The organism is Velocimicrobium porci (assembly GCF_009696045.1).
Classification (GTDB): domain Bacteria; phylum Bacillota; class Clostridia; order Lachnospirales; family Lachnospiraceae; genus Velocimicrobium; species Velocimicrobium porci.
Genome location: NZ_VUMT01000014.1, coordinates 21,655 through 44,512 on the forward strand (window position 1 = coordinate 21,655; position 22,858 = coordinate 44,512).

Annotated in this window: 29 protein-coding genes; 26 read left to right on the plus strand and 3 right to left on the minus strand. The window is 34.8% G+C overall.

Annotation, left to right across the window (positions count from 1 at the left end; all coding sequences use genetic code 11):
• The first annotated feature begins 146 nt into the window (after positions 1-146).
• The 8 genes from FYJ58_RS09845 to FYJ58_RS09875 all read left to right on the plus strand — a co-directional run bounded on the left by FYJ58_RS09845 (position 147) and on the right by FYJ58_RS09875 (position 5,794).
• Positions 147-1,436: a S1C family serine protease gene (locus tag FYJ58_RS09845; RefSeq protein ID WP_154519563.1), complete on the plus strand. Its 1,290-nt coding sequence runs from the start codon at positions 147-149 to the stop codon at positions 1,434-1,436.
• A 64-nt stretch (positions 1,437-1,500) separates the two neighbouring features.
• Positions 1,501-2,445 (plus strand): 3'-5' exoribonuclease YhaM family protein, encoded by a 945-nt coding sequence (locus tag FYJ58_RS09850; protein ID WP_154519564.1) that lies wholly within the window; start codon positions 1,501-1,503, stop codon positions 2,443-2,445.
• 79 nt (positions 2,446-2,524) lie between these two features.
• Positions 2,525-3,901: a 23S rRNA (uracil(1939)-C(5))-methyltransferase RlmD gene (gene rlmD / locus FYJ58_RS09855; protein ID WP_154519565.1), complete on the plus strand. Its 1,377-nt coding sequence runs from the start codon at positions 2,525-2,527 to the stop codon at positions 3,899-3,901.
• A complete protein-coding gene (locus FYJ58_RS14750) occupies positions 3,883-4,032 on the plus strand; it encodes a hypothetical protein (RefSeq protein WP_205839220.1) in 150 nt (49 codons plus the stop codon). Before rlmD ends, FYJ58_RS14750 begins: the two co-directional genes overlap by 19 nt.
• Positions 4,033-4,131: 99 nt before the next feature.
• On the plus strand, positions 4,132-4,485 hold the full coding sequence (locus FYJ58_RS09860; RefSeq protein WP_154519566.1) for a hypothetical protein: 354 nt from the start codon (positions 4,132-4,134) through the stop codon (positions 4,483-4,485).
• Positions 4,486-4,694: 209 nt separating this feature from the next.
• Positions 4,695-5,162 (plus strand): J domain-containing protein, encoded by a 468-nt coding sequence (locus FYJ58_RS09865; RefSeq protein WP_154519567.1) that lies wholly within the window; start codon positions 4,695-4,697, stop codon positions 5,160-5,162.
• A 15-nt stretch (positions 5,163-5,177) separates the two neighbouring features.
• The gene (locus FYJ58_RS09870) at positions 5,178-5,354 is read left to right on the plus strand and encodes a hypothetical protein (protein ID WP_154519568.1); all 177 of its coding nucleotides are present in this window, start codon (positions 5,178-5,180) and stop codon (positions 5,352-5,354) included.
• 83 nt (positions 5,355-5,437) lie between these two features.
• Positions 5,438-5,794 carry a coiled-coil domain-containing protein gene (locus tag FYJ58_RS09875; protein ID WP_154519569.1) on the plus strand — a complete coding sequence of 119 codons (357 nt, stop codon included), beginning with the start codon at positions 5,438-5,440 and terminating at the stop codon, positions 5,792-5,794.
• Between the two features lie 329 nt (positions 5,795-6,123).
• On the opposite strand, the gene FYJ58_RS09880 is transcribed toward FYJ58_RS09875, so the two are convergent.
• Positions 6,124-7,146: a hypothetical protein gene (locus FYJ58_RS09880; RefSeq protein ID WP_154519570.1), complete on the minus strand. Its 1,023-nt coding sequence runs from the start codon at positions 7,144-7,146 to the stop codon at positions 6,124-6,126.
• Between the two features lie 186 nt (positions 7,147-7,332).
• Here FYJ58_RS09880 and FYJ58_RS09885 point away from each other — a divergent pair, with 186 nt between their 5' ends.
• The 10 genes from FYJ58_RS09885 to FYJ58_RS09930 all read left to right on the plus strand — a co-directional run bounded on the left by FYJ58_RS09885 (position 7,333) and on the right by FYJ58_RS09930 (position 13,591).
• Complete coding sequence (locus FYJ58_RS09885) at positions 7,333-7,524, plus strand: hypothetical protein (RefSeq protein WP_154519571.1); 192 nt, start codon at positions 7,333-7,335, stop codon at positions 7,522-7,524.
• Positions 7,525-7,530: 6 nt separating this feature from the next.
• Positions 7,531-7,884: a helix-turn-helix domain-containing protein gene (locus tag FYJ58_RS09890; protein ID WP_154519572.1), complete on the plus strand. Its 354-nt coding sequence runs from the start codon at positions 7,531-7,533 to the stop codon at positions 7,882-7,884.
• A gap of 229 nt (positions 7,885-8,113) precedes the next feature.
• Complete coding sequence (locus FYJ58_RS09895) at positions 8,114-8,401, plus strand: hypothetical protein (RefSeq protein ID WP_154519573.1); 288 nt, start codon at positions 8,114-8,116, stop codon at positions 8,399-8,401.
• Positions 8,391-8,549, plus strand: coding sequence for an SHOCT domain-containing protein (locus tag FYJ58_RS09900; protein ID WP_328597837.1), 159 nt, complete (start codon positions 8,391-8,393; stop codon positions 8,547-8,549). Before FYJ58_RS09895 ends, FYJ58_RS09900 begins: the two co-directional genes overlap by 11 nt.
• A gap of 84 nt (positions 8,550-8,633) precedes the next feature.
• Complete coding sequence (locus tag FYJ58_RS09905; RefSeq protein ID WP_235912618.1) at positions 8,634-10,403, plus strand: recombinase family protein; 1,770 nt, start codon at positions 8,634-8,636, stop codon at positions 10,401-10,403.
• 7 nt (positions 10,404-10,410) lie between these two features.
• On the plus strand, positions 10,411-10,662 hold the full coding sequence (locus FYJ58_RS09910; RefSeq protein WP_235912619.1) for a 23S rRNA methyltransferase: 252 nt from the start codon (positions 10,411-10,413) through the stop codon (positions 10,660-10,662).
• 20 nt (positions 10,663-10,682) lie between these two features.
• Complete coding sequence (locus FYJ58_RS09915) at positions 10,683-11,708, plus strand: hypothetical protein (RefSeq protein ID WP_154519574.1); 1,026 nt, start codon at positions 10,683-10,685, stop codon at positions 11,706-11,708.
• Positions 11,709-11,849: 141 nt separating this feature from the next.
• Complete coding sequence (locus tag FYJ58_RS09920) at positions 11,850-12,278, plus strand: hypothetical protein (protein ID WP_154519575.1); 429 nt, start codon at positions 11,850-11,852, stop codon at positions 12,276-12,278.
• A 37-nt stretch (positions 12,279-12,315) separates the two neighbouring features.
• A complete protein-coding gene (locus FYJ58_RS09925; protein WP_205839221.1) occupies positions 12,316-12,990 on the plus strand; it encodes a zinc-ribbon domain-containing protein in 675 nt (224 codons plus the stop codon).
• Positions 12,991-13,180: 190 nt separating this feature from the next.
• Positions 13,181-13,591 (plus strand): recombinase family protein, encoded by a 411-nt coding sequence (locus tag FYJ58_RS09930; protein WP_154519577.1) that lies wholly within the window; start codon positions 13,181-13,183, stop codon positions 13,589-13,591.
• Between the two features lie 246 nt (positions 13,592-13,837).
• On the opposite strand, the gene FYJ58_RS09935 is transcribed toward FYJ58_RS09930, so the two are convergent.
• Complete coding sequence (locus FYJ58_RS09935; RefSeq protein ID WP_154519578.1) at positions 13,838-15,565, minus strand: IS1634 family transposase; 1,728 nt, start codon at positions 15,563-15,565, stop codon at positions 13,838-13,840.
• 228 nt (positions 15,566-15,793) lie between these two features.
• On the opposite strand from FYJ58_RS09935, the gene FYJ58_RS09940 reads away from it, so the two are divergent.
• From FYJ58_RS09940 to FYJ58_RS09970, 8 genes are all read left to right on the plus strand, one after another.
• Entirely contained in the window at positions 15,794-16,435 is a 642-nt protein-coding gene (locus FYJ58_RS09940; RefSeq protein WP_154519579.1) for an Ig-like domain-containing protein, read from the plus strand.
• 142 nt (positions 16,436-16,577) lie between these two features.
• A complete protein-coding gene (locus FYJ58_RS14755) occupies positions 16,578-16,784 on the plus strand; it encodes a hypothetical protein (protein WP_205839222.1) in 207 nt (68 codons plus the stop codon).
• A gap of 55 nt (positions 16,785-16,839) precedes the next feature.
• Positions 16,840-16,986, plus strand: coding sequence for a hypothetical protein (locus FYJ58_RS14760; protein ID WP_205839223.1), 147 nt, complete (start codon positions 16,840-16,842; stop codon positions 16,984-16,986).
• Positions 16,987-17,080: 94 nt separating this feature from the next.
• A complete protein-coding gene (locus FYJ58_RS09950; protein WP_154519581.1) occupies positions 17,081-17,644 on the plus strand; it encodes a TetR-like C-terminal domain-containing protein in 564 nt (187 codons plus the stop codon).
• Positions 17,645-17,782: 138 nt separating this feature from the next.
• On the plus strand, positions 17,783-19,762 hold the full coding sequence (locus FYJ58_RS09955) for an oleate hydratase (RefSeq protein ID WP_154519582.1): 1,980 nt from the start codon (positions 17,783-17,785) through the stop codon (positions 19,760-19,762).
• Positions 19,763-20,175: 413 nt separating this feature from the next.
• Positions 20,176-20,715 (plus strand): rubrerythrin family protein, encoded by a 540-nt coding sequence (locus FYJ58_RS09960; protein ID WP_154519583.1) that lies wholly within the window; start codon positions 20,176-20,178, stop codon positions 20,713-20,715.
• A gap of 118 nt (positions 20,716-20,833) precedes the next feature.
• Positions 20,834-21,613 (plus strand): CAP domain-containing protein, encoded by a 780-nt coding sequence (locus tag FYJ58_RS09965; protein WP_154519584.1) that lies wholly within the window; start codon positions 20,834-20,836, stop codon positions 21,611-21,613.
• A 196-nt stretch (positions 21,614-21,809) separates the two neighbouring features.
• The gene (locus FYJ58_RS09970; protein WP_154519585.1) at positions 21,810-22,346 is read left to right on the plus strand and encodes a CarD family transcriptional regulator; all 537 of its coding nucleotides are present in this window, start codon (positions 21,810-21,812) and stop codon (positions 22,344-22,346) included.
• Here FYJ58_RS09970 and FYJ58_RS09975 read toward each other — a convergent pair.
• Positions 22,334-22,852 carry a GNAT family N-acetyltransferase gene (locus tag FYJ58_RS09975; RefSeq protein WP_154519586.1) on the minus strand — a complete coding sequence of 173 codons (519 nt, stop codon included), beginning with the start codon at positions 22,850-22,852 and terminating at the stop codon, positions 22,334-22,336. The genes FYJ58_RS09970 and FYJ58_RS09975 overlap by 13 nt on opposite strands.
• Positions 22,853-22,858: the final 6 nt, after the last annotated feature.

Here is a 22,858-nt window from a genome sequence, read left to right on the forward strand (position 1 = left end):
TAACCTAAAATCAGGAAAAATGGAACCTTATTTTAGGGGGTTTTTTGTTCACAGTTCATTCATATCATGTTCACAAGTAAATGCTATGATGAATCTATAAATATGCGTGAAAAAGTAAGATACAGATTAGTTGAGAGGTATGAAGTATGTCTACTGAGGAAAAAGAAGAATTCCATATGAATGGGGAAAAAAAAGCCTTTATCCAAGAACAGATAGTACCGAAAAAACGGAGTAAAGCGAAAAAATTCTTAGGATATGTGGTTGGAATTTCGATTCTTGCAATTGTATTTGGGGCGGTTGCCAGTGTAGCATTTATGGCTATGGAAACACATTTGAAAAAAAAGACGGGGAAGGCTGAAGAGCAGGTAGTTATTCTGTCGCAGACGCCAAGCACTTCACCAACACCAAAGCCAAGCACATCTCCAACCAAGAAACCGGAAGTAAAAGAGGAGATAAAGGAAACACTGACATTGGATAAAGTGAAGGAGGCTTATAATTTATTAACGGATACGGCAAAAGAATATAATCGTTATATTGTTACAGTTTCCAGTGTTGTAAATGGAGTAGACTGGTTCGATAATCCATCGGAGCATGCAGCAGCTGCATGTGGTATTATTGTTGCTGATAATACAGAAAGCTTGTTTATTCTTACAACAAATGATAAAATAAAAGATGCATCTAGCATTTACATTTCATTTATTGACGGGAAAAAAGTAAAAGCTTCTCTTTATGGTACAGATAAAGGAACCAATCTGTCTGTACTAGCTGTAGACAAGGAAGCAATAAAAAAAGAAACATGGAAGAAGATTGAGATTGCAGAGCTTGGGGATTCTTACTATGCTTCAGAAGGTGTACCGATTTTCTGTCTGGGGAGTCCAAATGGATATATGTATTCGATGCAGTTTGGGATGATAGCAAGTGAATTAAAGGAAGAATATGTGATTGATAATAAGCTGGAATTATTCCATACGAATACAAGTCCGAATCCCGATGGTGAAGGCGTGGTTGTGAATCTTGATGGAAAGGTACTTGGAATTATTACGCATAACTTTGATAAAGGGCTGAATGCTAATCTTTGTACGGCAATAGGAATTAGTCGTTTGAAACCAATTATTGAGCGAATGATTAACCAAAAACAGCAGGGATATTTTGGCGTTGTTGCGAATGATATGCCAAAATCACTGAAGAAAAAATTAGACATTCAAAATGGAATCTATATTACAGATGTAGAAAATAATTCTCCTGCATTAGAGGCAGGTCTTAAAAGCGGAGATGTGATTGTAAAAATTGGTAATGCTGAGGTTTCATCTGTTTCTAATTTTAATAATATATTATCAAAGTACCAGCCAAAAGAAGAGTTAAAAGTGAGTATTCTGCGAACTTCACTTGTCGAACCAAAGGAGATAAAGACGACGGTTATGCTTGGCAAGCGGTAAAACGAATTTTTGGGCTTTAAGTCATAGAAATGTGGATATAATAATAGAAAAGAAAGGTATGGCTATGAGATATTTAAATGAGTTACACGAAGGTGATGCAATAACCGGAACTTATTTTTGTAAGACAAAAAATACACTGAAAACAAAGACCGGCAAGAGTTATTATTCTTTACTATTACAGGATAAGACAGGAACAATTGATGCTAAAGTATGGGAACTATCCAATGGAATTGAACATTTTGAATCAATGGAGTTCATACATATTGAAGGACAGGTCACCAGTTTTCAGGGGGCTTTACAGTTAAATGTGCGACGAATTAGAAAGAGCCAGGAGGGCGAATATAATCCGGCAGATTATATGCCTGTTTCCAAAAAGAATATTGATGATATGTATCAGGAGTTAGTAGGAATTATTGCAACAATTAAGGAACCTCATCTTCGAAAATTAGTAGATAGCTATTTTATAGAGGATAAAGCATTTATTGAACGTTTTAAAAAACATTCGGCAGCAAAAAGTGTTCATCATGGATTTATTGGTGGATTGCTTGAGCATACACTTAGTGTTGCAAAGTTTTGTAATTATATGGCAGATGCCTATAGTACAATTTTAAATCGTGATTTATTACTTACAGCAGCTATTTTTCATGATGTAGGAAAAATTCAGGAATTATCGTCTTTCCCTGAGAATGATTATACGGATGATGGACAGTTGCTTGGTCATATTTTTTTAGGAGCAGAAATGATTGGAACAAGAATGCGAGAAATTGGTGGTTTTCCTACGAAGCTTGCAAATGAATTAAGACATTGCATCTTGGCTCATCATGGTGAATTAGAGTACGGTTCTCCAAAGAAACCGGCAATTGCAGAGGCGATGGCACTTAATTTTGCAGATAATGCGGATGCAAAATTCCAGACAATGATAGAATTGTTTGACAGTGCAGATCAGAATGCAGAATGGCTTGGATATAACCGTTTATTTGAATCCAATATTAGGAGAACTTCAATTTAAGTTGGAATATATGGAGAATCAGAGCATTTTGTGCAATAAAAAGAAATCAGATATAAAAAAGATAGATAAGGATGTAAGAATGGAAAAAATAGTAAAAAATACAGAATGTATTATTACAATTGAAGACATTACATCAGAAGGAGAGGGCATAGGACGTGCAGACGGCTTTGCCCTTTTTGTTAAGGATACAGTAATGGGTGATGTTGTAAAAGTAAAAGTAATGAAGACAAAGAAAACTTATGGTTACGCAAGATTAATGGAGATTATAACCCCATCGCCATATCGCGTAGATCCTGTCTGTTCCGTGGCAAGACAATGCGGAGGATGTCAGCTACAGCATTGTTCTTACAAGAAACAATTGGAATTTAAAGAAAATAAAGTGAAAAATTGTTTGGAGCGGATTGGAAAATTAGAGGGCTTTGAGATGGAACCAATTATAGGAATGGAAGAGCCTTATTATTATCGGAATAAAGCACAATATCCGGTTGGAAAGAATAAAGAGGGACAGGTTGTAATGGGCTTTTATGCTGGAAGAACTCATTCGATTATTGATACACCACACTGTTATATTCAGGCAAAAGAAAATGATAAAATTCTCCCTGTTATTCGCAGTTATATGGAAAAGTATCATGTCGAGCCTTATGATGAGGCAACCCATACCGGTTTAGTTCGCCATGTATTAACCCGTGTTGGATATACAACAAAGGAGATTATGGTATGTCTTGTAATAAACGGAACTAAAATTCCATTTGAGGAAGAATTGGTAAATGAGCTGAAAAAAATAGAAGGAATGACAAGCATAACAATTAACATAAATCAACAAAAGACAAATGTTATTTTAGGAAATGAACTTGTTACAATATGGGGAACAGACTATATCACAGATTATATCGGTGATATAAAATATCAAATTTCTCCTCTTTCATTCTATCAGGTCAATCCTGTGCAGACAAAAAAGCTGTACCAGACAGCGCTAGATTATGCCGGACTTACCGGAGAAGAAATCGTATGGGACTTATATTGTGGAATTGGAACTATTTCATTATTTTTGGCACAAAAAGCAAAACAAGTATATGGAGTCGAAATTGTTCCAGAAGCAATAAAAGATGCGAAACAAAATGCACAAATAAATAATATAGAAAATGCTGAGTTTTTTGTAGGAGCGGCGGAAGAAATATTGCCACAAAAATATGCAGAAAGCAAAGGCAAAATGAAAGCAGATGTTATTGTAGTAGATCCGCCTAGAAAAGGATGCGATGAGGCACTACTTGAAACCATTGTTAAGATGCAGCCTAAAAAAGTTGTTTATGTAAGCTGTGACCCCGCTACGCTGTCTAGGGATTTGAAATATTTAGTGGAAAATGGGTTTAGAGTAGAGAAAGTTAGGGCTTGTGACATGTTTTCCGAGACGACACATGTGGAGAGCGTCGTGTTGCTATGCAGAGCCGATACCTAGAAATCCTTGATTTTACGCAGTTTTTCGACCATTTCGTATTTACTCCAAATGCAGAAAATGTGCTTGAAAAGGAGTTAAAAAGAGAAATTCCTGTGAGTGTCGGAATAGAACTGGTAGTGGTGGATATGTGAAAAGTATCCATTATACAAGAATAACTATAGATAAAGTTGTTTTTAATGTTTATAATGTTAATGTAATAGTTATTTGTTACTTAGGAAAGGAGAATTACTATGATAGGTGAAGGAAGTCTTAAAGGAATAGGGTTATTTGCACTTGAAGTTATGCATTTGATTTCTTCGGGTAAGAAAGAAACTCTTGCAACAGTAGAAGAACATTTTGAAAAGAAGGATATTGTTGAATATTTATCGTCAAAATACAAGGATGAGTTCTTTATCGTGTTTGACAATAGTATTTATGATAATGAACAAATCAATTTATACTTCTTTAATTATGTTGGGTATATCGAAGGTAACGAGAGAAGAAAGTATGGTATCATGAATGAAGATGATGGCTTGTTGCTTATTGTATCGTTGCTCACAGATAAGATAGAAAAAGAAGCAATCCATTGGAAAGTTGAAGAGTAGAAATGGTGGCACTATTGGTAATAACTGATAGTGCTTTTTTTATGTCTAAAATCGCCAGTATAGAGGAAAATTTAATAAAATTTCGAGAGACACCTAGAGCTCTTTTTTAGGAAAGCAAAGCTAGATTGATACCCGACGGTCATTTTCAGAGGGTATTAGTCTAGCTTTTTTGCTGTAAAAAAAACATTATCGAAAGGAGTTGTTGCATTATGAGTAATTATTTTGCAGGAGTAACAGACATTGAAACATTAAGAAAGAGGTACAGGGAACTATTAAAACAATATCATCCCGATAACGGCGGTAGTGTTTCAGAAATGCAATCTATAAATGCAGAGTATGACCGCTTATTTGCCGATTTTAGCAAAGTTAATAAGTCAGATGGGCAATCTTATACCTATGAAGAAAATGAGCAATTTAAGGCTATTTTGAACGAAATTACAGGGTTTAATATGACCGTTCAGATTATCGGTAGTTGGATATGGTGTTTTGACTGTTATCAGTACAAAGACCAGTTAAAAGGTCTTGGATTTACGTGGTGTAGTAAGAAGCGTGCATGGGTATGGCACAGTGAACCATACCGCAGACATCATAAGCAGGAAATTCCGCTTAGTGATATTAAAGCAAAGTATGGTTGTCAGACCGTCAGAAATCAGTCATATCAATATTCATTAAACTAAAGGAGCGTGAAAGATATGTGTATGAAAAATTATCAACCTTTATGTATTTACTATGCACCATGTAAGAACTGCCCCGATTATTTAGAAACATGTCAGCCTGTTATTATTGATGGGGTTGTATTTGGAGAGTGCGATTTTGTGGCTTGTGAATTTTGTGAGTTTGTAGAATGTGCGGAAAGACAAATCATCTAATTCGTAAAAGATATTTATAATTGAATCAATGTAAAATTGTTGTTATAATTAGTAGTAATCAAAAAGTGAAAGGAATGATAGTTATGAAAAAGATATTATATATTTTTGTTACGTTGATTTTAACTAGTATGTTTTTAGTAGGATGTGAGCCAAGCAATGAGAGTAAGATTGCGGAATTAGAACAAAAAATTTCAGAACTTGAAGAAGCTAATAAGGATAATCAAATATTTATTAATAGTTGGCAAAGTAAATACGACGATGCAAAAGAGATGTATGATAGTACCATGTCGATGACTAATCCTGAACAACGTCATTTAGATTATGCAAAAGAAAATATGGATGAAGCTACAAAAGAAATCAATGCTCTTAATCGTGAAATTGATTTAAATAATCTGATGATTAAAGAGTACAAAGAAGATATTGAAGAACTTCAAGAATAAAATATAGTTCTGTACACAGTTTATAATACTCATCATTATAAAAGTCTGTTGGGAGTACCTACTTGAGAATTATAAATTATCTTTTTTGTTATAAAAATGTAACACAGCATTACAGGAGACACCTATTAGTAAAAGGTATCTCCTGTTTTTTAGTATCGTAAAATTATAGGCTACCGTTACCGGATTGGTACTGCGTACCAATCCGTGAAAAACACTAAATTTCTTTCATGGTTCTTAGGGATTTTTTTCATTGGCATCTACGATTTTAAGTGGTCTAATAACGATAAATCCTTTAAATAATATACACCTCAAAAATCGAAATTGTAAGGTCATCCCTCTTTTTTCTGTAAATTATAGAGTTCTTCCAGTCGCTTCTTTAAGAATTTTGTATCTTCTATCCAGTTTTTAAATGCTTCGATATTGTTAGTCCTGCGAGCTTTAGCATATTGGATGGTACAGTCCTTTTCCCATTCTTGGTAAATTTTATTTAAAAAGAACAATCCATATTTTTCAACATTAGTAGGATAGTCACGTTTCTTTGCCTGCTGACGTTTAGCGTAGAAATAAAGTGCTTCAAGGTCATCTTTCGGTGTATGACGTTTGAGATAGTAGCAGGATTTGCCAGTTTCTTTATAAGGCAAGGAGCAATAATCAACAGTAGAGCGGTGAACAGGAAAAAATAATCTTTGACAGTACAAGCATTCTTTTGCAGTTTTTTTGCCTGTAAGATATTTTTGTAAATCCACAAGTAGAAACTCTAAAGTATTTGTGATGTGGTAAACCGTGTATGGTGTTCCATTAATCATAGTCATTGTCGCAGTTAGTTTAAGATTATTCATTTCCTGTTGTAAAGAAGGAAATAAATTTTTTGTACTGCGTAACATTAAACTTTTTATATGAGCTTTGAAGTCAATGTTATGTAATGCAGAGGGTACGTAGCTACTTCTATCTTCAAAACAAAAATAGTCTGAAAGCAGATGATTTGTAAACTCATTCACAAAAAGGTCTGTGATGGTAGATAATTGTTTGCTTTTTAAATGTCCAGTGTTAAGTAAACTGCGGAGCGGTATATACAGTAAAGAAGAAAGTTCTTTTATCAATTCAATACATTTATCCTGCATATCGGGTGCAGGGCAATTTATATTTATATATTGGATGCTTGAGCGTAGTTCTGCAATTTTTCCAATAATGTCGGTAAAGCGTTCGTCATTAAAGGTCGCAATTATATCATCAAAGTTTACACTGCTTATCATCATTGAATACAATCCATAATCAATCTTTACTTTCTGATGTTTTGTAATAATAGCAAAACTATCTTGCAAATCCACAAGTAATAAAGTTGTATCAGCCATATTAACACTCCTTTTTGGACAGGCAGTTAAAGTAATCTAAATGCAAGGTTAGTACCAAGAAATTTCAACAGAAATGCCTTATAGTAGGTATTGTAACAGACAACCATCACAATTACCACTAGGAAACGGTCGACCAAATAAATAGTAGGTATGAGGTACATCGAATGTCAGAAAGGAAGTAGTGAGATGACAAATAAAGAAATCAGAGAGCTTATGAAAAAAGAAAAGATTTATTTATGGCAGGTAGCTGAGGTGCTTGTTATTCATGAAACAACGCTAATAAAGCGTTTCCGTACCGAAATGTCGGATGACCATAAAAATCAAGTCTTAACAGCTATTCAAGTTATCAAACAGAGGAGAACTGCTGAAAAGGAATGATGAGGTATGGCGACAGGTAAGCGAACTAAAGTTACACCCTTTCAGCCATGGGAAACAAAGCATGCCGATGGTGTTGAGAAACGATATTTTAGACTTGGTGCAAGCATTATGGCTTCAGAGCCAATGAGAGACTTATCAGCTAGTGCCTTTCGTATATATTGTTATATGCGTATTGAATCAGCAGGAAAGCGAAGTTTCAAGTTTCCTTATACGAAGTATAAAAGTTTCATGAGTAGACCAACATTCTTCAAAGCATTAAAGGAACTGGAAGAGCATGGATTTATTGAGGTCGTACAACACAATCGCAATCTGCGTAAGTCTAATATTTATATGTTTTCTGATAAATGGAAACAGCTTTAAAACCGTATATATGGCTATAGATATAGTATATGTGTCAAATTTTTTAACAAGTGTTGGCAGTATAAATGGAATCCCTCTTGTAAAGAAATTTAACAGTGCGGTAGTTGGCAGAGGTTGTAAGGTGTAAAAATTCTTTACAAGATTTTAAGCGGTCTTGTAAAGAAACTTTACAGCCAAATGAAATATATTGCCTACGGCGGAAGTGGTGAAGCCGAGAAGGAGTGACAAAATGAAAAGTAATTATAGAAGTGAAGTAATAAATGATAAAAATGGAGTACACATTACTCTTGATGAACAGACCAGAGAAAATCTGAAAATCATTGCAACGAAAACGAATGCATTTTTAGCAGAGCCAATGACACTTGAACAGTGTGAAGTACTTATCGGTAGCATTATTGATTTTTATTTTTCACACAGTGATGACGTTGCAGAGTTTGAAGATTTCATAGATTACATAGCAGGCTTCATGGAATTGCTTGCTGACAATATGACGAGAGGTGGTAAATGTGAATGCTGAAAAGTTATTGCAGTACAGCATGGAATTATCCCTGTTGGCACAACTCCTGCAAAGTAAGCAAATTACAGAAACAGAGTATCAAAGAATAAAAATCAAACTGATGAAAGAATATCACGTTCTTTCAGATATAACAGCTATGACAGCCTAGCTCATAGAATATTTTGCACCTCCGGTGCGAAATATTCCATAAGGCTTCATATAAATTACTAAAATTTATTACGGAGGTAAAATTATGGCGAATCCAACAGTAATGGTGCGTAAGGCTACCAAACAAGCGGTAAACAGAAGAAAGGGTGCTCATTTGAGTACCCTGCGTGTTGCCGCATACGCACGAGTTTCAACAGACAGTGCGGAACAGCTTGAAAGTTATCAGTCACAGGTAAAATATTATACGGAATTGATAAACAGCAATCCCGAATGGCAGTTTGTGGGAGTGTATGCTGATGAAGCGATAACAGGCACACAGACCGCTAAACGTGATGACTTTAACCGCATGATTAATGATTGTGTGAATGGAGAAATTGACCTAATCATTGTGAAAAGTATTTCAAGATTTGCACGAAATACGGTCGATACCCTTACATATGTTAGAAGTTTAAAGGAAAAGGGTGTTGCGGTCATGTTTGAGGAAGAAAACATTAACACCCTCACAATGGACGGAGAATTATTGCTGACAATTCTTAGTTCCGTGGCACAGCAGGAAGTGCAAAATATTAGTGAGCATGTTAAGCTGGGCTTGGCTATGAAGATGCAGAGAGGTGAAATGGTTGGTTTCAATGGTTGTTTGGGTTATGATTATCATAAAGAGGATAAAACCATTACAATTAATGAAAAAGAAGCCGAAGCAGTCCGCTATATTTTTAACAGATATGTTGAGGGTGCAGGCGGTAAAATAATCGCTAGAGAATTGAAAAATCTTGGCTACAAAACCAAACGTGGCGATAGTAATTTCAGTGAACACGGAGTAATCGGTATTATCAAAAATGAGAAATACAAGGGTGACCTGTTGATGGGTAAAACCTTTACGACAGACCCGATAACAAAGCGTAGACTTGATAATATGGGTGAAGCAGACCAATATTACACAGAAAATCACCATGAAGCCATTGTAAGCCGTGAATTGTGGGATAGAGCCAATGAAATATTGAATAAAAGAAAAGGCTCACATTCAAGAAGCAACGGAAAGCGTGACAAATACAGCAGACAATTTTCATTCAGTTGTATGTTAAAGTGCGGTTTCTGTGGTGGCAATCTCACAAGAAGAACGTGGAACTCACGTACCGATTATAAAAAGGTTATTTGGCAGTGTGTGAAGTCTACTAAGCATGGCAAAAGGGAATGTCCATATTGCAAAGGTGTACCCGAAGCATTGATAGAAGAAGCATTTGTAAGAGCGTACAATGTTTTGTGTACCTATGATGGAGATTTTGTTGATGGGTTTATTGAGCATGTTAGAGCAGGATTGCAGGATAATGATACCGAGAAGGAATTGAAATCGGTAAACAAGAAAATTCAACGTTTAAAGGAACGCAAGAGCGGTCTTGTTGATATGCGTTTAGATGATAAGATAGACGAAGAAATTTATCAGATGAAAATTGCAGAGGTCAATCAAAAAATGGACGAGCTGTTATTAAAGAAGCAGTCATTAAAAGGTAAACAGAAAGACCAACAGGATATTAACAAACGTCTGTCAGAGTTTCAGAAAGTAATCAGTAAGCATGAAGTATTAAAGAAATTTGACCGCCATGTGTTTGAAAGCATCATTGACAGAGTTATTGTTGGTGAGAAAGCAGAAAACGGAGTAATCAATCCGTACAAGCTGAAATTCATATTTAAAACTGGATATGAAAGAGATGAGGTTGCAAGTGAGCAACCTTTTTCTTTTGGAAATTCATGTTCCAATACCCACAACGATTGTGGTATAATTTCTCCACAAGGCGACAACGACACATGTGGAGACGGTTGTCAAATTATCCCTCAAAAAAGATACACCGAAAATTGAGGTTACAATGGAGCCTGATGAGGAGAGCAATTACACGCCAGAAGAAAAGGCTACTTATCAGAAGATTAAGGATTATGTGAAGGACAAGTATGGTGTGAATGTATCATCCTTATATATTGCACAGGTGAAGCGGATGTGTGGACTGGATTTGGGCGAGAATTATAATAAGTCAAAGAAGGAGAATCCAGTAGTAGTGCAGTGTCCGCAGGAGAAGGTGGAGTATATTAAGGATGCGTTGACGCACTTTGGTGTGATATAGAATAGGAGATGATTAATTGTATGAAAACAAGGGAACTAGCTGCACTATCACAGATAGCAGAAATTTTATCGGATAATAATAAAAGTCCGATAATACCTTCCGAAGACATATGGAAAAAAATATTTTGTGGTGCAGGATTAGAAGATTTATTTGAAGAACGTTCACCTCAATTTCGTATAGCTGACAGAGGTTATGGTTATGAAAAGGAGTTGTTTTTTAATGACAGGACATATAATGGTCTTTATGAAACATTTAAAGAGTTGGAATATCAACCAGAAAAGTTAATAATGCTTTTAAATAGTGTAGCGAATCGAATGTCAGTATATCGTATTTTTGATTCTGATATGGAAGATACCATTAAGAAAAAATATACAAAAGTTAAAGGGACATATCTTGATGAGATGATGTCAAGTGTTGGTGATGAACAGAAAAATATTATTTTATCAGAATTTGCATCAAAAGATTTTAATAAATTAAAGAGATATGTTAATATTATTAATTTGGATTTTTTGTATTGTGATGGAGAACTATGTGTACAACCATTTACGGTAAGGAGTAATGAAAGTATCCAAGATTTAGACATCATTTCCAATTGGTTATACACAGAGCATAAGGATGTATACGAAAGTTATGAATCGGCTAAGAAGGAATTTGCGAATGGTGAGAGTGTATCTTGTATAATGCACTGTAGAAATATAATAACAGGTATTTTTTCAAGTCAAAAGTCACAACAAAGAAAATGGCTAGACGGTCTGCAAAAAGCTTGTCATCAAGATAAAAATATAAATAATGTACAAGCAAATAAAATTGCAGAGATGAAATATAATGAAAATAGTAGTGAAGAGAATGAAAGATATCAATATCCAAGATTTAAACTTTTTTATAGATTATATTCGTTTACCTGTGCATTAGGAGCTCATAAGAATGAGGGGAATATGACTATATCTGGTGTTGATAACGAAGTGACAAGTATTGATGATGCATTGCTGGCATTAAGAATTACGGAGGATGCTTTGATATGGTTTTTTAAAACGTCATTGTCATAAAATATATTTGGTGACGAATCTTTTCATTAATCTATATGTGCAGAAAAATAATAAATTAATAACTTTTTGTTGATTCAATTTTTATTGGAGAAATTAATTAGGTAAGGTATAATAAAGAAAATACACCATGGAGGTTGTACTATGGAAGATTTGCAAGAATACTTGAAAGAGAGATTAAATGAGTTTAGAAAAACTTATAATGTTGAATATTACTTAAATGCATATTCTGACAAGGAATTGAAAAGACAGTGGAAAAGTGATTATGAGCGGACAAGAGGACAATGGCAATCTATAAAGAGTATTTCGGATGTGAAAAGATATGTAAATGGATTCGTTGGAACTGTAAAGCAGTTTCAGAATATAAAAGGATTATTTTCAGATGCATATGATATGGACTTGGCTTTATATAGAGCAGTTTGTGCTATTCAAAAGATGGCACAATGTTACGATATAGAAGATTTTGATTTCCATATGTTTCAAAAAGACGATATAGATGAAATGTTTGATACAATGTATCAATGGTTAGAAGAAATGAAAAATGTGAATATGCGTAGAGCAATGCAGGATTAAATGGTTCTAAATTTAAAGTGCAATGGAGGAAAAGGTTATGTCAATTGTTAAATGCCCTAAATGTGGTAGAGAAGTATCAGATAGTGCAGAAGCGTGTACAAATTGTGGCTATGGAATTAAGGAACATTTTGAAGAAATTAAATGCAAGCAAGACGAAGAAAGACATGCTATATTAGAAAAGGCTAAAGAGGAAGAAAGACTGAAAAGAATAAAAGAAAAACAGAAAGAAAGCGAAGCTACTATAGCAAAATTACAAGCAAATATAAAAGAAGGTAAAAAGATAGCAATCCCTTTATTAATATGGTCTGTTTTTTGGACTATTATTTTGGCGGTATCAATCTTATATGATTTTAACGGACTAATTATTGTTTTCTCTGCTATTTGTGGCATTATTGGTTGGTTTATATTTTGTTTAAATTGGGCATCGACTAATGATTTAGTAAAGGATGTTGAACTTGCACAAAAAAATAGTGACGAATATGAGAGTGAAAAAATAAGACGAGCAGAAACCGCATATAAAGCAGCACAAATAAACGAGGCTAGAAGGAAAGAAGAAGAATCCTTAAAACATCCTAAATGCCCTTTGTGTGGGAGTACTAATACTCAAGTTATATCCACACTTAATCGTGCAGTTTCAATAGGTGCTGTTGGACTTGCGTCATCAAAAATAGGTAAGCAATACGAATGTAAAAAATGTAGACATAAATGGTAAAATAGTTTAAGGGATAGAATATTATTTTCGAGGTATCAAATATTTAAGTATTGACACCGATTCGCCCATAACGGTAAATCAAGTGGTGAGGCGGTGTCATTTCTTATATTCATAAGTTATCAGAGAAGAAGGTTGAAAGATACCTTCTTTTTTGACGCCTAAAATTAAATTACGGAAGGAGAATTAGGTTATGATTTATGGTTATGGAAGAGTTAGCACAAAAGGAAAGGCAAAGGACGGGAACAGTCTGGAAGCACAGGAAAGGTTGATTAAGGAGCATGGAGCAGAGGTTATCTATATGGATTCATTTACTGGTACGAAGATGACCAGACCAGAATTTGATAAGTTGCTGAAAGAATTAAAAGCTGGTGATACGTTGGTAGTTGCAAAATTGGATGGGTTTGCAAGGAGCGTGTCACAGGCGAGTGACTTGATAACAAAGCCTATTGATGAAGGGATTCGTGTGGATGTATGCAATCTTGGTATTTTGGATAATTGTATTGATGCGAGAGTAGAAGTGGAAAAGAAACAGCAGAAAGAAATAGGAAAGCGAAGAGAAGATAGGGGAACACGGCATGGAAATTGGAAAATTATTGTGTAAAAGTATTAAAAGTGTGATACAATGAAAAATAAAATTTCAAAAATGTACATTTTTGCTGTCGTTTCCCTTGTAGGGGATGGGGATTGAAATCTACAAAATTAGACAAAGGGTATGGTAAATCTTTCCTAATTATAATATAATAGTAACATAATCCCGTCTTTGACAGTTATCAAAAGAAAAAATCGCTGTTTCCCTTATATTTACTGGGTTACGGCGATTTTGTCCGTTGTCACGGAGTATGGTATTTTATTTTCGACCTTTACTTTCTTTTTGAATTGTTTTCATTTTGCTTTTTGTTATAAATTGATAATCTGTTCGAAAACCACAGGCATCATGCAAAGCGTCCATGATTGGCTCTCGTTTGTATGTTGGAATAAATCCTTGTTCCTGAACCTCAACAAAATTCATTGTTTTCAAGGCATCTAACAGTTCTTCGCAGGTATAGTTTGAATCAAGTTTTTTCTCAAGAAAACGATAGATTGTCAGTGCAAGGAAGCAAATCAGAAAATGTGCCTTAATACGGTTTTCTTCTTGCAAATAAACAGGTCTTGCCGAAAAATCTGTTTTCATGATGCGAAAACATTCTTCGATCTGCCATCTTCCCTCACTGACTTTTAAAATATCACGAACCTCATCCTCTAAAAGATCCGTACATACCGCATAAAGTCCGTCATAGTTAGACTCCTCCGCAATCTTACTTTCATCCAGATAATGGTAGATATCAGCTGCTTTTCCCTCTTTTGCAGCTGCGGTTGTTCCGATAAAACGTGCTGGATCATTTGGGTTTTTACGGTTCTTTTTTGTATTTCCGGAATCCAGCATCTTTTGTGCACGTTCTATCTGTTTATCACGAATGGATTTTTGGTAAAGTGCATACTTAGGAGAGTATGTAATAATTAAACGTTGATGGAGCTTTTTTGTGGTATAGGGTTCATCTTTATAATAAAGCCCTTTATCATCCGAAGAAAGTTGTGTGATATCCACAGGTGTATCATCCGAAACTTTTTTAAATCCCTGCATATTCAAAGCCCATTCTTTTTCTTCTTTTTTCAGCTTTTTCATCGATTGGGTTACGATATATGCTCTTTCTCCCATATGATTGTAACATCGGATGTCTTCAGAACCTAGTCCTGCATCACTGCAATAGATAAATTTCTGACAGCCAAACTCTCCAAGTACTTTCTTTTCCAAAGGTTTTAATGAGGTCTGCTCATTGGCATTTCTGGGAAACAGAGAGAACGCAAGGGGAATGCCGTCACCATCCATAAATAAGCCCATTTGAATGATTGGATTTGGTCTGTGTTCTTTGCTTTTTCCATATTTTTTACTGCCGTTTTCCTGCTCGATTTCAAAGTAATAGTTTGAACAGTCATAGTATAGTATTTTATCGTTTCTGTTACCTAAAAAATGACTGTTTTTATAAACTTCTGCCTGTATGAGATCACATTCACTGCCAAGAATATCCAATGCACGGTAAACATCGTGAAGTTCATAAGAAGGTTTTTCCAAGAATTCGGAAGCAACTTTGAAAGAAGCACGTTTGCTGGAAGGCTCCAGAATTCTTGCGTAAATCAAGTCAGAAAGAATGGCATTGATATCATACTTGAATTTATATTTTAATTTTAATTTGCGGCAAATCTTTTCTATATGCATCTGATAATAGATGTACTGCAAAAAAAGATAACCACCTCGAAAGAAAATCTGTTTTTCATAATCGAGTTGTCTGTTGGCGTGAAAAGTAATCTGTATCCGTTTGTTTTCCTGTTCCTGCTTATATTTTAATGTTTCAAGTCGGGCTTCTTCTTTCGCCCAGGCCATTACATCATCCCGTGTTGGTCCGTGTTCAAGTAAAAGTTCTTTTAGAGTTCCGAGCTTTCGAACAATAACGGAAGTACTTGCTCCTTTATCGTTGATATATCCTTTTGAGATATAAAACGATTCGGCATTCTTTGATTTTGACGTAGTAACCCTCATAAAAAAACGCCTCCTTTACCATATTTTACAAGACATTGCAATAAAATGCAATAGAGTAAAACAAAAAAGTTGACACAAAAAACGCAGGTTTCATGCGACCTGCAGGGCTTTTTTGTAGGATTCAACTGTCAAACTCCAGAAATCTACAAAATTAGACAAAGGGTATGGTAAATCTTTCCTAATTATAATATAATAGTAACATAATTATGCTTAGGGAGGATTATAAAAATGAAATCAAATGTAAAAAAGGTATTGACTATACTACTTATTCTATCAATATTACCTTTCCAACAAGTCTTGAATGTACAAGCTAAAGGTGTACCAAAATTAAATAGAACTAGCCTATATTTATCTACAGCAGACACCTATAAACTTAAAGTATTAAACACAACAAAAAAAGTAAAGTGGTCATCTTCTAATAAGAGTATTGTGCGAGTAGAAAGCAAGGGTATGGTGTATCCTGTTTGGACTGGTAAAGCAACTGTAACAGCTAAAGTTGATGGGAAGACATTGAAATGTACTGTAAATGTTTTAGATCAAGATATATGGTTTAACTCGAACCAAACTGAAAAATCGGAAGCGTTAAATAATTACCAAGTATGTATAATGCCAAGAACGGAAGCAAAAGTAAGAATAAAAGTAGAAACATGGATAAAAAATAAATTTTATTCGTCAGGTGCAATGTACGGAGAAAAAATAGGGAGTACAATAACTATTTCTAATAGTGGAAAATATCACATTAGTGGTACTATTAAAATTGTTTATAAAAATGGATATGAACATCATTGTGTTGTAAATATAACTAATTCTGATTTGAAAGTATTAAAAATAAAAAATTTTAAACTAGGTGAAAAAACGGAATGCTCATAAATGCAACAAAAAACGGATTGAAAGTAGTAAAGGAACAGTTATAAGATAATTATATATAGGCAACTAGGACGTTCAGAAATGAGCGTCCTTTTTATATAAAACTATGGTGAATCCTTCCTGTATATTGTATAATAGTATCAATATGTTACATAGGGAGGAAAAAGAAGCTAAAAAGATATTAAAAACTTTAGAAAAGTGTAAGGTAACCAATATTACAGAAGCTAATATTAAGAAAAATAGTAAAGAAGAAAATAAAGTATATATACTGCCTGTAGATTACAGAAATGTGTATTTAACTGTAAAAAAGGAAATTGCAAACAATAAGATTCGAAAAAGAAGTTTTATATAAAAACAATTTAAAATCGCCTTCGTCCGCAGAGTTTCCAAGTAGTAGTAATTGGTCAGTGTGGGAAGAAAAAGGTAAGAAATATGTTGATGTAGACAATAGCTTTGGTGCTAATATACAAAGGCAAATTAAGTTTATAATAGAAGATAATTCTATAAAATCATTTATATTTGACGGAAAAGAAATATTTGCAGGGCATAAATAACCATGTTACAATAGAAGACAAGGAATTATAGTGTATTCATTGTGATACAAAGTTACATGTGGTTATGCAGCATTTGATTTGGGGAGAAAACATTATGTCTAATACAACTAAATTGGCATTGGAGGCATCGCTTAAGAAACTGTTATTACATAAAAAGATAGATAAGATAACGATTAATGATTTGACATCTGACTGTGGCATTAGTCGGATGGCATTTTATTACCATTTTAAGGATATTTACGATTTGGTTGAGTGGATATGTATAGAAGATGGAAGACGAATCTTACAAGGGAAAAAAAATTATGATACATGGCAGGAGGGAATGGCTCAGGTTTTTGAAGAGGTCGTGGAGAATAAGGCATTTATTCTTAATGTGTACAGCTCTGTTAGCAGGGAAAAAATGGAAAGCTATTTATACGAGCTTACATATCGTTTGATTGTCGATGTGGTTGAGGAAAAATGCGTAGGAACTGAGTTAGCCAAAGAAGATAAGGCATTTATTGCAGAATTTTATAAGTATGGTTTTGTGGGAATTGTGCTGAACTGGATTGACCGTGGTATGAAGGATGACTATAAGAAAATTGTGGAGAGAATGAGCATTACACTTCATGGCAATATTACGAATTCCATTCACAATTTTGAGCAGATAAAGAAGTAGATTTTATCAAAATAGGAGAAATGATAAGTTTTTTATCATTTCGCTTATTTTGTAAGTAGGATTGTTGATTCTGAAGGTATAAAATAGAAGCATAAAAGACAAGTGGACAAACCGATAGGAGAAAGGTGGTAATTCTACATGGCAACAAAAAAGAATATTGGTATTGGGGTAGCAGCAATTGCGGCAGGAGCCGGCGCAACTGCTGTTGTATTAAAAAATCGTAAAAAGGCAGAAAAAAAAGCGTGTAAAAATTCAAAAGGGGAGTATATTAAGAATCAGGAGTACCGTAATACGGAGAGAGGAAAATATCAAAAAAATAGTAAAGGAATTTACTATACAAATGGTAACTATGAGGCATTTGCAAGACCTAAGAAACCAGAAGGAGTAGATGATAAAAATGCTTATATTGTAGGAAGTGGATTGGCTGCACTGGCAGCGGCTTGTTTTCTGGTACGTGATGGTCAGATGCCAGGTTCTCATATTCATATTTTAGAAGCAATGGATATTGCTGGTGGTGCATGTGATGGTATTTATGATTCAACAAGGGGTTACGTAATGCGTGGCGGACGTGAAATGGAGAATCATTTCGAATGTCTGTGGGATTTGTTCCGGAGTATTCCATCAATAGAAACTCCTGGTGTATCAGTGCTGGATGAGTACTACTGGCTGAATAAGGAAGATCCGAACTACTCTTTGTGCCGTGCAACGGTGGAACGTGGAAAAGATGCACATACAGATGGTAAATTTAATCTTAGTCAGAAGGGCTGCATGGAGATTATGAAGCTGTTTATGACAAAAGATGAAGATTTATATGACAAGACGATCGAAGATGTATTTGATGAGGAAGTATTTGATTCTACATTCTGGCTGTATTGGAGAACGATGTTTGCTTTTGAAAACTGGCATAGTGCTTTAGAAATGAAGCTTTATTTCCAGAGATTTATTCATCATATTGCAGGACTTCCAGACTTTAGTGCATTGAAATTTACAAAATATAATCAATATGAATCTTTAATTCTTCCAATGCAAAAATATTTGGAAGATGCAGGAGTTGACTTCCAATTTAATACAGAGGTAACAAATGTAATCTTTGAATTTGAAAATAACCGAAAGGTAGCAAAGGCAATTGAATGTAAAGTTGGCGGAGTAGAAAATGGAATTATGCTCACAGAAAATGATCTTGTATTCGTAACAAATGGAAGCTGTACAGAAGGTACGATATATGGCGATCAAAATCATGCTCCAAATGGAGATGCAGAAGTGAGAACAAGTGGATGTTGGAATTTATGGAAAAATATTGCAAAACAAGACCCTTCGTTTGGACATCCGGAAAAATTCTGCTCTGATGTATCAAAGACAAATTGGGAATCTGCAACGGTTACGACTTTGGATGACAAGATTATCCCATATATCACGAATATATGTAAACGTGATCCAAAGAGTGGAAGGGTAGTAACCGGTGGTATTGTAAGTTGTCAGGATTCCAGCTGGCTGATGAGTTGGACAATTAACAGACAGGGACAATTTAAGGAACAAGATAAAGATAAAGTATGTGTCTGGGTATATGGGTTATTTACAGATGTACCGGGCGACTTTGTGAAAAAACCAATGAAGGAATGTACCGGTAAGGAAATTACAGAGGAATGGTTGTATCATTTAGGTGTTCCGGTAGAACAGATTCCGGAACTGGCAGAAAATAGTGCCGTATGTGTTCCAACGATGATGCCTTATATTACAGCATTTTTCATGCCAAGAACGAAAGGAGATCGTCCTGACGTAATTCCGGATGGATGTGTAAACTTTGCATTTTTGGGACAATTTACAGAAACACCAAGAGATACTGTATTTACGACAGAATATTCGGTAAGAACTGCTATGGAAGCTGTTTATGGTTTGCTTGGCGTAGACAGGGGTGTGCCGGAAGTATGGGGTAGTGTTTACGATATCCGTGAATTACTGGAGAGCAGTGTGAAGCTGATGGATGGAAAATCTCCATTAGAAATTGAGTTACCGGGTCCGCTTAATGTATTGAAAAAACCTTTACTACATGTAATAAAAGGAACGGTAATTGAAAAAGTATTGCGTGATCATAATGTATTAAAAGACGGTATGATTTAATGGAAATGAAGACTCCGAAACGAAAGTTTTCGGAGTCTTTATTGCTTTATAGGAAACTTTGTCTTCTATAAAGCAAAAACGCTCCGCGAGGATGTGCACAGATTTTTTGTTTATAGAGTTGGTTTTGGATGAAAGTGAGGTGAGATTTGAACCATTTGACGATGGAACTCCAATGTAAAAGTTACATATATTAATATTAAGATGTTGGGGTCAAAAGATATTTCGACCCCTGATACCTACAGATGACTACGCACTTTGTGCTCCCGTCATCCTAAAAACATTCGAAATCCGCCCTGTACGGGCTACTTTCTCATGTTTTTGCGGGTCGCAAAGTCATGCTTTTTCATGCCAGCATGAAAAGCATGACCTTTTGACCCTGGTATCATATTAAGATATGAATATAAGGGGTTATTATGGAATTTAGAAATAGTAGAACTTATAAGAACTTAATGAAAGCATTCGAAGGAGAATTAAAGGCAAGTACAAAATATCGCTTATATGGCGAAAATGCAAAAAAGGAAGGTTATCAGCAGATTGGGAATATATTTGATATGACAGCTAAAAATGAGCAGGAGCATGCAGAAATATGGTATAAGCTAATGAATAGTGGCAAAGTTCCGAGTACGTTGTGTAATTTAGTAGAATCATACGAAAGTGAGATTTATGAATGGACGGAGATGTATGAAAATTATGCCCGTATTGCAGAACAGGAAGGGTATCAGGATATAGCAGACTTATTCCGAATGGTGGGAGAAATTGAGCATCATCACGACTACCGGTTTGAAGTTTTGGCAGACAATATAAGACATGGAACTGTTTTTTGTAAAAATAAGCAAATAATTTGGGTTTGTTTAAATTGTGGAAATACGTATTATGGGGAGTGTGCACCTGAAGTATGTCCTGTGTGTGGATATCCGAAAGGATATTATGAGATGTATTGTGAAAACTATTAATTAAAATAGCCAGATGGTTACCACCGATTACCAGTGGAAATAGGTTCTCCGATATGATAACATATATTTGTAACATAAATGTAATATTTTCGTAACAAATAAAAGGAGGATATCTTATATGAGAAATATAAAAAAATTAACAGTAGTCGGAATTACAGCATTTGCGGTGGCAACAATGATTCCTGTAACGTCAATGGCAGCTCAAAACAATCCAATTTGTAAATTGTATGGAGTAAACAATCCAACGTTATCACAAAACTGTAAATTAGAAAGTGTAGAAGATGCACTGAAGCAAGTTGTGATAAATGGAAACTGCATTAAGTGGGGAACGGTTATTATAGGAAATGATAATAACAAACCAGAGTCTGGTGAAGAAAACGGTAATCAGGATACGAATGATAACATTAATAATGAACAAGATACAAACGATGAACAAAACACAAATAATGAACATGACACAAGCAATGGGCAAAATAACAATGAAACAAATCAAACACCGGAAACTAGCGAAGTAACAGAATCTTATTATGCAAAGCAGGTGCTTTCACTTGTGAATACAGAGCGTGCCAAGGAAGGATTAGCCCCATTATCTTGGAATACCCAAGTCGCAAAAGCAGCAGGAGTAAGGGCAGTTGAAATTCAGACGAGTTTTTCTCATACAAGACCAAATGGAAGTAATTTTTCTACTGTATTAAGAGAAAATGGAGTGAACTACCGTGGCACTGGAGAAAATATCGCATGGGGGCAGAAAACACCAGAGCAGGTTGTAAATGCATGGATGAATAGTGCTGGGCACAGAGCCAATATTATGAATAAAAATTTCACAACTCTCGGTGTAGGATATGTACAGAATACAAACGGAACACCATATTGGGTACAATTGTTTACATACGAATAAGAATAGAAAATATTCACAAAAAGTAATTGTAACAACTTGTATAAAATCAACAAAAATAGTATTTCTTATTACATTAGCTTGAAAAGAGTGCTATAATAATATTAAGTTAACGTGTAGTTTGCTTAGCGGAACATAAATCCAGTTAATGCAAACTACATTTTTGTATATGTTTTTTTTTTAAGAAAGAAGGGTAGTAATGTATCAGATTAATGATATGATTATTTATGGGGTGAATGGCATTTGTAAAATCGTTGATATTGCAGATAAGGAATTTAGTGGAAGTAAGACAGAATATTATGTATTGAAACCATTAAATAATCAGGCTTCCACTATCTATGTTCCGGTTAATAATGAGAATCTCAAGAAGAAAATGAGATGTGTCCTGTCGGTTTCAGAAATTTATGAAATCATTCATTCAATGCCGGAAGAAAAATCGGTTTGGATTGAAAATGAAAATGAACGTAAAGAAAAATATAAAGAAATTATTGCCTGTGGCAATCGCAGGGAGCTTGTGCAGATAATAAAAGCTTTATATACTCACCAACAACAGCTGCAGGCAAAAGGGAAAAAACTTCATGCCGCGGACGAACGTTTTTTTAAAGAGGCTGAAAAGTTATTGTATGAAGAATTTGCAATTGTGCTTGACATAAAACAGGAGCAAGTATTGCCATTTATATTAGAGCAGATTCAGCCGGGGCTGAAACATGGGCACAATAATAATCAGAGTATTTGATAATCATAGGCAAGTCGTTTTGTATCAGCATTTTGTTCTTCCGACAAATATATAATACCACAATATTGAAATCCTTGTTTTTTTAAGAACTGTTGCATTGGAATATTTCCTTCGTGGGTATCGATTCGAATCCAATTCAAACCGTGATTTTGAATTAACTTTTTTGCAAAAGAAATAAGCTGTGTTGCCAACCCTTGTTTTTTACAAGAAGTGGAAACAGCAATTCGGTGAATCACACCATATGGATTGTTGCTTCTGAATGAACCATTAAAAATTTGCTGATAAGATGGTTCTTCTTGAAAAGAGATGGAAATTGTTGCAAGTATTTGTCCATTTTCTACAAGAACATAGCTAATGGCCTGTTCTATATCAGAACGAATGGTATTTTCATTAGGATATCCGTTCTGCCATTGGCTGATACCCAATTCTTTGAGAGCATTTTGTGCCTGATGGATAATATCCATAATCATTGGTAAATCTTTTTTTTCTGCTATGCGAATCTGCATAATAAC

What these genes read in the sequence shown, in the direction of transcription:
- FYJ58_RS09920 (WP_154519575.1), top strand. Translation starts at nt 11,850, where the DNA reads ATGGAAGATTTGCAAGAATACTTGAAAGAGAGATTAAATGAGTTTAGA.
- rlmD (WP_154519565.1), top strand. Translation starts at nt 2,525, where the DNA reads ATGGAAAAAATAGTAAAAAATACAGAATGTATTATTACAATTGAAGAC.
- FYJ58_RS09950 (WP_154519581.1), top strand. Translation starts at nt 17,081, where the DNA reads ATGTCTAATACAACTAAATTGGCATTGGAGGCATCGCTTAAGAAACTG.
- FYJ58_RS09965 (WP_154519584.1), top strand. Translation starts at nt 20,834, where the DNA reads ATGAGAAATATAAAAAAATTAACAGTAGTCGGAATTACAGCATTTGCG.
- FYJ58_RS09860 (WP_154519566.1), top strand. Translation starts at nt 4,132, where the DNA reads ATGATAGGTGAAGGAAGTCTTAAAGGAATAGGGTTATTTGCACTTGAA.
- FYJ58_RS09865 (WP_154519567.1), top strand. Translation starts at nt 4,695, where the DNA reads ATGAGTAATTATTTTGCAGGAGTAACAGACATTGAAACATTAAGAAAG.
- FYJ58_RS14755 (WP_205839222.1), top strand. Translation starts at nt 16,578, where the DNA reads ATGTTACATAGGGAGGAAAAAGAAGCTAAAAAGATATTAAAAACTTTA.
- FYJ58_RS09960 (WP_154519583.1), top strand. Translation starts at nt 20,176, where the DNA reads ATGGAATTTAGAAATAGTAGAACTTATAAGAACTTAATGAAAGCATTC.
- FYJ58_RS09915 (WP_154519574.1), top strand. Translation starts at nt 10,683, where the DNA reads ATGAAAACAAGGGAACTAGCTGCACTATCACAGATAGCAGAAATTTTA.
- FYJ58_RS09905 (WP_235912618.1), top strand. Translation starts at nt 8,634, where the DNA reads ATGGCGAATCCAACAGTAATGGTGCGTAAGGCTACCAAACAAGCGGTA.
- FYJ58_RS09885 (WP_154519571.1), top strand. Translation starts at nt 7,333, where the DNA reads ATGACAAATAAAGAAATCAGAGAGCTTATGAAAAAAGAAAAGATTTAT.
- FYJ58_RS09925 (WP_205839221.1), top strand. Translation starts at nt 12,316, where the DNA reads ATGTCAATTGTTAAATGCCCTAAATGTGGTAGAGAAGTATCAGATAGT.
- FYJ58_RS09875 (WP_154519569.1), top strand. Translation starts at nt 5,438, where the DNA reads ATGAAAAAGATATTATATATTTTTGTTACGTTGATTTTAACTAGTATG.
- FYJ58_RS14750 (WP_205839220.1), top strand. Translation starts at nt 3,883, where the DNA reads ATGCAGAGCCGATACCTAGAAATCCTTGATTTTACGCAGTTTTTCGAC.
- FYJ58_RS09935 (WP_154519578.1), bottom strand. Translation starts at nt 15,565, where the DNA reads ATGAGGGTTACTACGTCAAAATCAAAGAATGCCGAATCGTTTTATATC.
- FYJ58_RS09940 (WP_154519579.1), top strand. Translation starts at nt 15,794, where the DNA reads ATGAAATCAAATGTAAAAAAGGTATTGACTATACTACTTATTCTATCA.
- FYJ58_RS09845 (WP_154519563.1), top strand. Translation starts at nt 147, where the DNA reads ATGTCTACTGAGGAAAAAGAAGAATTCCATATGAATGGGGAAAAAAAA.
- FYJ58_RS09895 (WP_154519573.1), top strand. Translation starts at nt 8,114, where the DNA reads ATGAAAAGTAATTATAGAAGTGAAGTAATAAATGATAAAAATGGAGTA.
- FYJ58_RS09970 (WP_154519585.1), top strand. Translation starts at nt 21,810, where the DNA reads ATGTATCAGATTAATGATATGATTATTTATGGGGTGAATGGCATTTGT.
- FYJ58_RS09930 (WP_154519577.1), top strand. Translation starts at nt 13,181, where the DNA reads ATGATTTATGGTTATGGAAGAGTTAGCACAAAAGGAAAGGCAAAGGAC.
- FYJ58_RS09870 (WP_154519568.1), top strand. Translation starts at nt 5,178, where the DNA reads ATGTGTATGAAAAATTATCAACCTTTATGTATTTACTATGCACCATGT.
- FYJ58_RS09955 (WP_154519582.1), top strand. Translation starts at nt 17,783, where the DNA reads ATGGCAACAAAAAAGAATATTGGTATTGGGGTAGCAGCAATTGCGGCA.
- FYJ58_RS09850 (WP_154519564.1), top strand. Translation starts at nt 1,501, where the DNA reads ATGAGATATTTAAATGAGTTACACGAAGGTGATGCAATAACCGGAACT.
- FYJ58_RS09880 (WP_154519570.1), bottom strand. Translation starts at nt 7,146, where the DNA reads ATGGCTGATACAACTTTATTACTTGTGGATTTGCAAGATAGTTTTGCT.
- FYJ58_RS09890 (WP_154519572.1), top strand. Translation starts at nt 7,531, where the DNA reads ATGGCGACAGGTAAGCGAACTAAAGTTACACCCTTTCAGCCATGGGAA.
- FYJ58_RS09910 (WP_235912619.1), top strand. Translation starts at nt 10,411, where the DNA reads ATGGAGCCTGATGAGGAGAGCAATTACACGCCAGAAGAAAAGGCTACT.
- FYJ58_RS09975 (WP_154519586.1), bottom strand. Translation starts at nt 22,852, where the DNA reads ATGCAGATTCGCATAGCAGAAAAAAAAGATTTACCAATGATTATGGAT.